General features: G+C 38.3%; 9 protein-coding genes, 2 pseudogenes and 1 other annotated feature. Of the genes and pseudogenes, 9 read left to right on the forward strand and 2 right to left on the reverse strand.

Going from position 1 to position 10,679, the window contains the following annotated elements; translation table 11 throughout:
- Window positions 1-27: 27 nt before the first annotated feature.
- A pseudogene (locus H4683_RS19025) lies at window positions 28-435 on the reverse strand (erythromycin esterase family protein).
- 103 nt (window positions 436-538) lie between these two features.
- Window positions 539-781: a binding site (T-box leader), on the forward strand.
- A 68-nt stretch (window positions 782-849) separates the two neighbouring features.
- Between H4683_RS19025 and ileS the strand changes: the two are divergent.
- The 6 genes from ileS (at window position 850) to H4683_RS19055 (ending at window position 7,515) form a co-directional block, all read left to right on the forward strand.
- Window positions 850-3,933, forward strand: coding sequence for an isoleucine--tRNA ligase (ileS, locus tag H4683_RS19030; protein WP_420826589.1), 3,084 nt, complete (start codon window positions 850-852; stop codon window positions 3,931-3,933).
- Between the two features lie 81 nt (window positions 3,934-4,014).
- Entirely contained in the window at window positions 4,015-4,659 is a 645-nt protein-coding gene (locus H4683_RS19035; protein ID WP_192600412.1) for a TetR/AcrR family transcriptional regulator, read from the forward strand.
- A gap of 129 nt (window positions 4,660-4,788) precedes the next feature.
- Window positions 4,789-5,421 carry an alpha/beta fold hydrolase gene (locus H4683_RS19040; protein WP_192600413.1) on the forward strand — a complete coding sequence of 211 codons (633 nt, stop codon included), beginning with the start codon at window positions 4,789-4,791 and terminating at the stop codon, window positions 5,419-5,421.
- 45 nt (window positions 5,422-5,466) lie between these two features.
- Window positions 5,467-5,670, forward strand: coding sequence for a histidine phosphatase family protein (locus tag H4683_RS22515; RefSeq protein ID WP_192600414.1), 204 nt, complete (start codon window positions 5,467-5,469; stop codon window positions 5,668-5,670).
- A gap of 6 nt (window positions 5,671-5,676) precedes the next feature.
- Window positions 5,677-6,108 (forward strand): hypothetical protein, encoded by a 432-nt coding sequence (locus tag H4683_RS19050; protein ID WP_192600415.1) that lies wholly within the window; start codon window positions 5,677-5,679, stop codon window positions 6,106-6,108.
- Between the two features lie 240 nt (window positions 6,109-6,348).
- The gene (locus tag H4683_RS19055; protein ID WP_225942230.1) at window positions 6,349-7,515 is read left to right on the forward strand and encodes a DUF4179 domain-containing protein; all 1,167 of its coding nucleotides are present in this window, start codon (window positions 6,349-6,351) and stop codon (window positions 7,513-7,515) included.
- A 202-nt stretch (window positions 7,516-7,717) separates the two neighbouring features.
- On the opposite strand, the gene H4683_RS19060 is transcribed toward H4683_RS19055, so the two are convergent.
- Entirely contained in the window at window positions 7,718-8,299 is a 582-nt protein-coding gene (locus H4683_RS19060) for a TIGR00730 family Rossman fold protein (protein ID WP_192600416.1), read from the reverse strand.
- Between the two features lie 96 nt (window positions 8,300-8,395).
- On the opposite strand from H4683_RS19060, the pseudogene H4683_RS19065 reads away from it, so the two are divergent.
- The 3 genes and pseudogenes from H4683_RS19065 (at window position 8,396) to H4683_RS19075 (ending at window position 10,322) form a co-directional block, all read left to right on the forward strand.
- Window positions 8,396-8,717: pseudogene (locus H4683_RS19065) on the forward strand (MazG nucleotide pyrophosphohydrolase domain-containing protein).
- 82 nt (window positions 8,718-8,799) lie between these two features.
- Window positions 8,800-9,675: a hypothetical protein gene (locus H4683_RS19070; RefSeq protein WP_192600417.1), complete on the forward strand. Its 876-nt coding sequence runs from the start codon at window positions 8,800-8,802 to the stop codon at window positions 9,673-9,675.
- Window positions 9,676-9,827: 152 nt separating this feature from the next.
- Window positions 9,828-10,322: a GNAT family N-acetyltransferase gene (locus H4683_RS19075; protein WP_192600418.1), complete on the forward strand. Its 495-nt coding sequence runs from the start codon at window positions 9,828-9,830 to the stop codon at window positions 10,320-10,322.
- The last annotated feature ends 357 nt before the right edge of the window (window positions 10,323-10,679 follow it).

The following is a 10,679-nucleotide window of genomic DNA, read 5'->3' on the forward strand; positions in this document are numbered from 1 at the left end:
GACTGTCGGCTTTTTGATGTTTTGATGTCAAACTCCAATCGACGTAGCTACCACTTCAAGTGGTCTCAGGGCTTTTGTTTGATCTAGAAATATAAAAGCATCATATCGATTTCCAACTTGGGAAGGTACATAATTACCAAACTGCTCGTATTCAGGGTTATAGACAACACCGATTGCCCTATGGCCAATCCAGTCAGTAAAATAGTTCCGGTTTTCTTCGGTGAAAATGAATAACTTATCGAATGCACCTGCCTTGTGCAATAAATATTCCTATGAATGTTGACGAGCAGGAGGAACATCTATTATTTTGAAAGAGGATCCCCATTCTTCAACTGCTATGACAGTACCTTGATATGTTCTGAATCCAACTGCATAGACATCTTCCTGATAACTTTGATTTTTAAAGGAATCATGAATAATCCAGAAAATCTTCAAAGAATAGGATACGTGCGTTCGTGAAGAGTCTGTGAATAATGTATTTCATATTAGTTTGACAAATACACAAGTTTCATGTTAATGTTATCCACAATAAAAGCATACAATTTCGTTGACGAGAAAAAGTAGTTTTACAACTGTTCCTCAGAGAGTCGGTAGATGCTGAAAGCCGATGTTCAGTTCATAAATGAAAATCATCTCCGAGAAATCAAGCTGAAACAAAGTAAGCTTGAACGGGTGTCTACCGTTAAAAGGAACGCGTATGATTGTACGTGACTAAGTGCTATTGATAAACGGAAGTTTTCAATAGAATTAGGGTGGTATCGCGGTTAAACCCGTCCCTTTTCATTGGGACGGGTTTTTGTGTGCTTTTAAATCAATGAATAGGAGCGATATCAGATGAAAAAAGAAAATGTGAAGGAATCTGTTCTTCAGCGCGAAGAACGAATTCGAGAACAATGGGCAGAGAACTACACATTTGAAAAATCAATTGAAATGAGAGAGGGGAGTTCCTCATTTGTATTTTATGAAGGGCCACCAACTGCAAATGGATTGCCACATGTCGGCCATGCCTTAGGACGTACCATTAAAGATGTTGTTGCCAGATACAAAACCATGACGGGCCATCAAGTCCTTCGTAAAGCTGGATGGGATACGCACGGATTGCCTGTTGAATTAGGCGTCGAAAAACAATTGGGGATCTCTGGAAAGAGTGACATTGAAAATTATGGCGTTGAGGCTTTTATTGAAAAATGTAGAGAAAGTGTTTTTATCTATGAAAAACAATGGCGTGCGTTTACTGAACAACTTGGCTATTGGGTAGACATGGAGAATCCTTATGTCACGTTAAGCAATTCTTATATTGAAAGTGTATGGAATATCCTTGGCACCATTCATGACAAAGGGTTACTGAATAAAGGCCATAGAGTGTCGCCATACTGCCCGAGCTGCCAGACTTCACTTAGCTCACATGAAGTCGCACAGGAATATAAAATGGTGAAGGATTTAACCGCCACGGTGAAGTTCAAGGTTCAAAATCGCGCCAACGAATATTTTCTCGGCTGGACGACAACACCTTGGACCTTACCTGCCAATGTAGCATTAGCCGTCCATCCGACGATGAGGTATGTGCGTGCGCAGCAAGGCAATGACATCTTCATCGTGGCGGAATCCCTAGCTGAAAACGTGTTAAAAAAGGACTATGACATTCTCTCTGTTCATCTTGGGGCGGAGTTAAAGGGGCTGTCGTATAGTGCTCCATTCGAGTTTGTAGAAGTAGCGATCGGGCATCAAGTAGTAGAAGCCGATTACGTCACAGAAGACAGTGGTACAGGAATTGTCCACATTGCACCGGCATACGGAGAAGACGATTATCACGTCATTCAAGAAAATGGTTTCTCTTTTGTCAATGTGGTCGATGAAAAAGGGCAGTATACGGCTGAAGTTCCTGCTTTTCAAGGACGCTTTGTCAAAGACTGCGATGTCGATATCATTCGTTATCTTGCAGAGAAAGGCTTGTTATACAGCAAAGAAAAATTTGAACATAATTACCCGCATTGTTGGCGTTGTGATTCACCGCTGTTGTATTACGCCAACGATAACTGGTTTATCAAAACAACGGCTTTACAACAGCAGTTCATCGACAATAATGCAGGCGTGACATGGCATCCTGAGCATATTAAGCAAGGGAGATTCGGCAATTTCTTGGAGCAAATGGTGGATTGGAATATTAGCCGTAAACGCTATTGGGGAACACCGCTCAATGTCTGGCAATGTGACGACTGTCAGCACGAGCATTCACCTAAAAGCATCGCTGAACTAAGGAAGCTGTCGATTCATCCACTCGCAGATGAGCTTGACTTGCATAAGCCAACTGTCGACCGCATCAAGCTTCGTTGTTTGGCTTGTGAAGGAGAAATGTCCAGAACGCCTGAAGTCATCGATGTGTGGTTTGATAGTGGCTCCATGCCGTTTGCACAGTACCATTACCCATTTGAAAACGAGGACCTATTTAACAAGCAATTCCCGGCCGATGTCGTCATTGAAGGCATTGATCAAACACGGGGCTGGTTTTATAGCTTACTGGCCGTATCGACGTTATTTACGGGGCAATCCCCATACAAACGTGTCTTATCATTGGGCCATATTTTAGATGAGAACGGACAAAAAATGTCCAAGAGTAAAGGAAATGCGCTGGATCCGGTCGATTTGATTGAAAAGTACGGTGCCGATGCATTGCGCTGGGCATTAGTCGTCGATAGCGCACCGTGGAGCTCTAAACGTTTTTCACAACGTATCGTCCAGGAAGCGAAATCGAAATTAGTAGATACGTTAGACAATGTATATAGTTTTTACGCCTTGTATGCCAGCTTAGATGGCTATACGTCTGGAAACAGCACTGTACCTCAGCACAATAAATTAGACGAGTGGATCCTCTCTCGTTTACACAGCACCATAAAGGCGGCTAGCGCTCATTTAGAGGACTATCATTTTACCAATGCAGCAAGGGACACTGCACAATTGGTCGAAGAGGTTAGCAATTGGTACGTTAGACGATCTAGAGAGCGTTTTTGGGCGAGTGACATGAGCCCAGATAAGGCGGCGGCCTATGAGACGCTACACGAAGTCCTGACAAAAACGAGTCAATTGCTGGCACCATTCACACCATTCGTCGCTGAAGATATTTATTTCAACTTAACAGGGGATAGTGTACACCTATCTGATTATCCAACCTCTGATCCAAATCGGATAAACGAACAGTTAGAACAAGAAATGGCTGCGGTGCTCCAAGTTGTTGAATTAGGGAGAAGCATTCGGAACACGACTGCATTGAAGGTAAAACAGCCGTTAACGAGCATTTCTGTCCTAAGTGCACGACCAACGGTTAACTGGGCGGCGTACCAGGACATTATCATGGATGAATTGAACGTCAAACAATTCTATGAAGTCGGTGATGAAAGCCAATTTGCGGCTATCAAACTAAAATTAGACTTTAAAAAAGCGGGTGCCAAGTTCGGTAAACAATCCAATATCGTGCATACATGGCTGCAGCAATTAACGAGTGAAGAGTCTGCGGTATTTACAAAAGTAGGCTACGGAGAAATGGTGACGGCTTCAGGTGATGTTGTGACAGTAACCGTTGAGGACGTGCTCGTCGAGAAAGTAGCGAAGGAAGGCTATTCTTCGGCAACGAATGGGGCCTATACGGTTACGTTAGATGTTGGCTTAACAACGGAGCTGATACAAGAAGGAACGGCTCGTGAATTGATTCGGGCGATACAAGCGTATCGAAAGGAATTACAGTTACCGATTAATATGCGCGTTGATATTGCAGTTTGTACAGACCCAGAGCTACGAGTCGTGATTGAAAAGTTTGCGTTTTTATTGCAGGAAAACTTACTAATGCGCCATTTATCTATGAAAAATCGCGTTGTTGATGGTTCCGAAATGACAGTAGGAGAGCATACCGCAGTCATTCAGCTGTTGCCGATTAGCTAGACTAGATGTATTGACAAATATAATTATTAACAACATAATAGATACATGCTGAATGTATGTATCTAAAGATTGGAGGTATTTATGGCTCGTAATAAGTATCCAGAAGTAACGTTAGAAAAAATTTTAGACGTAGCACAAAGACTGTTTTTAGAAAAAGGCTTTGATCAAACGACCATTCAAGATATTGTAGATGGGCTTGATGGTTTAACAAGAGGTGCAGTTTATCATCATTTTAAGTCTAAAGATGAAATTATGGATGCATTGATTAATAAAATGTTTTTGGACAATAATCCGTTTGATACGGTTAAAGGTCGCAAAGACTTAAATGGACTCCAGAAGATGCGAATGGCAATTATGCTTAATCAATCTAATCATGAAAACATGGATATGTCTGTGCAATCCATTCCTATATTAAAAAATCCTCGTATATTAGCTGGAATAATTGAATCGAACAGGCAGCTACTTAGTCCTTCTTTTTTCGAACTGATTGAAGAAGGTAATAAAGATGGTTCTATTGATACAAAATATGCAAAAGAATTATCTGAGCTTATTCCCTTACTAGAACTATGGTTAATGCCATCCATTTATCCTGCTGATGCAGAGGAGATGTATCGTAAGTTTTCTTTCATTCATGAGTTGCTGAATCACATGGGACTACCGTTATTCGATGAAGAAATGATACGTATGATAAAGCAAAGTTTTTCTGTAATTGAAAAAATGGATTAAAATATAATTGCCTTTTAAGAGGCAGTTTTATTTTTAAATATTACATACCGACTAAATGTATGTATATAAGGAGGAATACTTTAAGAAACATTTAAATAATTAAAAAGGGAAAGTGAGGTTGAAATTATAGTGGGCTATATCTTTGTACATGGACTTGGTCAAACCCCATCAAATTGGACCGAAACTATTTCTTATTTAGAAGGACATATTCAAGTAAATTGTCCAGACTTATTTGCTTTATGCAAAGTTCAAAAGATATCTTACCAAAATCTATATAATGCATTTAAAGAATATTGTGATGAATTTTCAGAACTACTTAACCTATGCGGTATTTCACTTGGAGCAATTCTTGCAATAAATTATGCAATAAATCACCCTGAAAAAGTAAAGTCATTGGTCTTGATTGCTCCACAATACAAAATGCCGCGCATTTTACTAAAATTTCAAAGTATGCTTTTCTTCTTCATCCCAGAACCGTCTTTTAGGAAACTAGGAATTAAGAAAAAAGATATTCTTCAATTGACCAATTCAATGTTGAATTTAAATTTTAGTGATAAGTTAAATAATGTTTCATGTCCCACTTTAATAATTTGCGGTACAAAAGATTATGCCAACAAAAAAGCCGCAAAAAATTTAGCTAATAATATCTTGGAGGCAACATCTCACTTTATAGATAACAGTGGTCATGAAGTAAACGTAGAAGCCCCCAAAACATTGGCAACCTTACTTAATACTTTCTATAGTAGGGGAAAATGCAGATAATGAAAAAATGACTGACGTTTGTCGCAGGAAGGGAGCAAAAGGGATTTGACAACAATAGGGCTAGTCAGACACGGAATTACGGAGTGGAATGAACTAGGCAAGGCGCAAGGTGTATCTGATATCCCTTTAAATAAAATAGGGAAGCAGCAGGCATTATTAATTTTCTATCGTTCTAATCGCTCATTTTCTTGTATATCAGACAAATACTGTGCAGTATCCTTTATAAGGGATTTTGTAAAGAAAGGGTGAGCTTAGTTGAAATTCGTAAAGGTTCTGTTTGGAATCGTTGTTGTTATTGGTGTGCTAGGCTTTTCGGCTTACTATTTCGGTACTAAAATCATCGCCGATCAAGTTATGGAACAGGTCGCCGTGGAGTTGAATGATAGTGGTCAACTTGAAAGTATTAAACAAGAAATCAACAGTGATCCACAGCTACAGGCATTTATCGAAGAGGGAAAAAATGTAGACAGCAGTACGCTACCATTCCAAACAAAAGAACAGGCCGTACGTGTATTGGTGAAAAAGTTCAATGTGAGTGAGTTGCAGGAGCTCCAATCGAAAGCTCAAAGCGGCTTAACAGCGGAGGAGAAGCAACAACTGATCCATGACATTGAAAGCAAGTTAACGGATGAGGAAATGCTTTCCTTGAAGGTGCTGGCTTACAAGGAGTTATCACAGACTGAATAAGCAGTAGGGCATACCAATTAGCTGGTTTGCCTTATTTTTTTATGTTTAATATGCCGAATTTGCGACACCTGAACATTTAGATCGATTGAAATTTTGAGGGAAGAACCTTTTTAATTCTGCTTCCGTGTACTTTTTGTATGAATATGATAACATAGACATATAATAAAAAAGACTGAGTGCGTGAACACCCAGTCAGTGCAACAAACATACCGCATGAAGCGCGGTTGACCAGTTGTAAGAATGTTTAACTCAAAGAGTAACCACCCTGCATACTTAGTCGGTAGCGGAGGGTGGTTACTTTTTTCTATTGGCATACAGAGCAATCATCGCAACAACGGCAGTTGCCGCAGTCGCGAGAAATATACCAAAGAAGAAAAAGAAATGCCAGTGGATGTCAGACAATCCTTAGATAGAACTTATGATTCGATTCGAACACAATCCAAAAAGAAGAAAAACAGGTTCATTTGGAAGCGGATAACTGCCGCTGCTTGTGCACTTCTCATCACTGGTGCCGTCCTCACAAACGAACAAGTTAGAGCCAGTATCAATGATTTCTTTAGCTTTGGAGATAGAGGGATAGAACGAGCTGTATCTGAAGGATTTTCACAAGAAAACAATAGTACGGCCACCGATCAAAATATTAATATAACACTCAAGCAAAGCTTTGCGGACGCCAATAAGATCGGTATGAGTTTTCAGTTGGAATTTGAAGATTCTAAAACCTTTGATAACGATGTGATAAAAGTTGCAATGCATTATCGTCTGAAAAATGGCGATGGTGAGTACATTCAAGAATTTATTTCAGATACAAAACCCTTGAAAGGCAAAGGGGGATACATATCTGGCCTCCGAGAAAACAATCCGATGCTAGATATAAAAACAGGGATTGTTCAATATGATGTTGTGCTTGAATTCAATAAAGGGAATATTCCTAATTTAGAAGATGCTGTTGTCGAAATAGAGAGTATCATTCTTTTTCTTGATTATGATGCTAGGGAGCTTATCAAGGAATTTGGTGAAAGATATGATTCGCCAGTTACAATAATTGATGGCAAATGGGATTTGGCAGTTGCCAATCAGGATGAGAGCAAACCGGTTTCAACGATTGAATATGTAATGGATGATCCATTATCTATCATTCAAGTTGCTTCCGCCATGGCAAAACCAACATCATTCAACCTAAATTTTTCGGTAGATCAGGTATTTGAAGATGAGAGTCCATTCGTCTTCACAATGAAAGTAATTGATGAAGAAGGCAATGAATATGAATCGGATGGCTTTACTATCGAAACAAGAGATAATCAAACGCATATTTCAACAAACTTCCCAATAAGTTCTTACAATAATTCTGAAAAGTTGAGATTCATTATAGAAGACATAGGGGAGGTTGAACTGCTGAAAAAATAGGTATCGGTTTAGGCGTATGCGGTTGGTTGCTATTTTTAGTTATTCAAGATTTCATGTTAAAATATGTGAAAGTTTTTTTCTATAGCTAACAAGAGGCAAGAGATTAACATGATCACGGGTTGAATAGACAGTTGAAGGGGAAGTATAATTTAGTGCACAAATAGACCATAGTCTGAATTGACCTTGGTCTATTTGTGAATTATCAGGTTTGTTTTTCAGTAATATAAGCCTTTACAGTTGGTGGTTCATATGTATTAAATTGATCAAGCAGTCCATTTGGTTCTACATCTACAAGCGCCATAGAACGGTACTTTTCATGCAGAAACTGCTCATTAGTCATATGATCAAATAAAGCAATAAGAGGATCATAATAATGATTGATATTTAAGAGTCCACAAGGTTTATGATGAAGTCCTAACTGGGCCCAAGTGAACATCTCAAAGAATTCTTCCAATGTTCCTGGTCCACCTGGCAAAGCTATAAATCCATCTACGAGATCTGCTATTTTCGCTTTTCTTTCATGCATGGAATCCACAACGATTAACTCGGTCAAGTTCTTATGGGCTATTTCTCTTTTCTCTAAAAAACTTGGCATTATTCCAATTACTTGTCCACCTTCTGCTAAAACGGCATCTGCAACTGCACCCATAACCCCTACACTTGCGCCCCCATATACAAGCGCGATATTTCGTTTAGCTAATTCCTTACCCAGTTTTTTTGCACCATCAATATAGACATCAGATGCTCCATTACTCGACCCACAAAATACGGCTAGCGTTTTCACTGTCTATCGCCTCCTAAAAGCAAACATCGTTGAATAGTATACAACACTTCCACTATTTTGTTAAACTTAAGATATTGAAATGGAGGTTGAATTTAGATGAATGTAACTGAATTTCAACAATGGGTACAAGTTTATTATGAAAGTAGAGGTTGGTCTGATTTAGACATTTTTGTTCGTATTGGTTTTTTAGCAGAAGAAACAGGTGAGGTGGCACGAGCCTATTAGGGCCCTTGAAATCGGTAGGGATAGGCCGGATGAAGTAAGTGGTTCATTTGAGGAGAATAAACAGGAGTTAACCGAAGAATTAGGAGATGTGTTAGGGAACTTAATTGTCATTGCGAACAAGTACAATATCCCTCTAGAAGAAGTATTTAATGCTCATAAAAAGAAACTCTCAGAGCGTTATTCTACTGCATAGGTTAGTAAAATTTTTATATGTTGGATACATGTTATGATTCACTATTTAGCTAATTATACGAAAAATCCGAGGGGGCTATTAAATGACTGAAAAAACAAAGGTCAACGATATAATTATGGGTCTTCGCGATAAAGGTGTAATCGATCTCAATGAACATGATATTATTAAACTAGATAGCGGAACTACAGATGGACTTGTTTATACTTTTCTAGAAAACAACATATTTAAATATGTTCTTAAACTGGATCTCCCACAACAAATAACTTTTGCAGAGGAATTTCTCCATACCTATCAAAATGTTAGTCTGCTGCCTAAGCTTTTTTATACAGATCCCCAAAAGAAGTTTATTCTGTACTCGTACATTGCAGGTACAACTCATTACAACCGTGGTTCTAAAATAAATTGGATGACTCTTTTAGTCAAAGAATTGTTGAACCAGTACGAAAAATACGATCAGGATGCAAGTTGGGGAAGATTGGGGGGAATACCACAAAAAACTTGGCATGATTTCAATAGTTGTAGTTTGGAATCGGCATATGTAAATATAGGGGATTTATTACCGAACGAGGATTACTTTAAAGTGAAGTTAATAGCTGGGCGAATAGCCACATATGAAAAACAAGAAGTGAAATATTTACTTCATGGGGATACCGGTGTTCACAATTTTGTATTTCAAAATCATACTCTAACTGGAATTATAGATCCTTCACCTATGGTTGGCCCTATAATATATGACTTTACTTATGCATTTTGTTCATCGCCTGATGATCTGGATTTGGAAACATTATTTTCATCACTTTCTTTCTTTAAACAAGTTCCTATTGAGAAAACGAGAGTTATAGACGAAGTTATTTTGCAGCTCTATACACGTATTGGTATTTGTATTAAAGTCCATCCGCATGATTTGCAGGATTACCTTAAAGCATGGAAATATTGGAGAGTCCATATGCCTTCATGAGTAACATCTAGTTACGCATTGTGGTCTATTATCGGTTATGGTAATAAGCTAATCTAATGGACTTTCTAATCTTAGCATCCCTTAAACCACTTTCCAAAGCCTTTGAAAAGACGGAGTTGTCAAGAAAAATAAATTAAATCGGGTGGGTAAAAATGTTAATTAGAATTGCTGAACCCAACGATGCAGCACAGTTAGTGAATCTTATACAACAAGTTGAGAACTCAAACTTTATGTTATTCGAACCAGGAGAACGAACACTATCTGTTGAACAACAAAAGAAACGAATTGAATCAATGAAAGAAGAAAAATCGTCAACAATTTTGATAGCTGAAGATAACGGAATAGTAGTTGGCTATTTGGTTGTAATTGGTGGGAATCCAAACCGAGCTAAACATTCTGTATATCTAGTGATTGGGATTGAGGAAAATTACAGAGGAAAAGGTATAGGGGCTAAGCTTTTTACAAAATTAGATGAATGGGCAAGAGACCAATATATTCATCGATTAGAGCTGACAGTTATGGTACATAACAAAGCTGCAACCGCCTTATATGAAAAAATGGGATTCGAAATAGAAGGCACAAAAAGACATTCGCTATTTATTGACGGAAAATATATCGATGAATATTACATGTCTAAACTCATCTAACCAATCCTATTTTTTTACGAGATACCGTTATTTTGAAGGAGAGAAGTACCTTTCCAAGCTTGTGTTTCTAATATTAACGAAAAGTGACTTAAGCGGTGTAAACTGTTAACCAATAGTACAGTGAATCAATTTACTGTCAACTTGTTAAATGTTATGATTATTACATTGGAAACCACTTGCCTTCGCATGAAGAGAGAGAATTCAAAACCTTCGTTAAGAGTGGATGGAATTTGTAGAGTATTATTAAAGAAAGAGAAATGAACCTGAATTATTCACCGAATATTTATAACGGGCTGTTAGCCCCTATCCAATAAGCTTTCTGGGTCTTTGCTTGTGCATGAAATAAATGAAAAAAGA

It is taken from the genome of Sporosarcina limicola, from assembly GCF_014873855.1.
Classification (GTDB): Bacteria; Bacillota; Bacilli; order Bacillales_A; family Planococcaceae; genus Sporosarcina; species Sporosarcina limicola.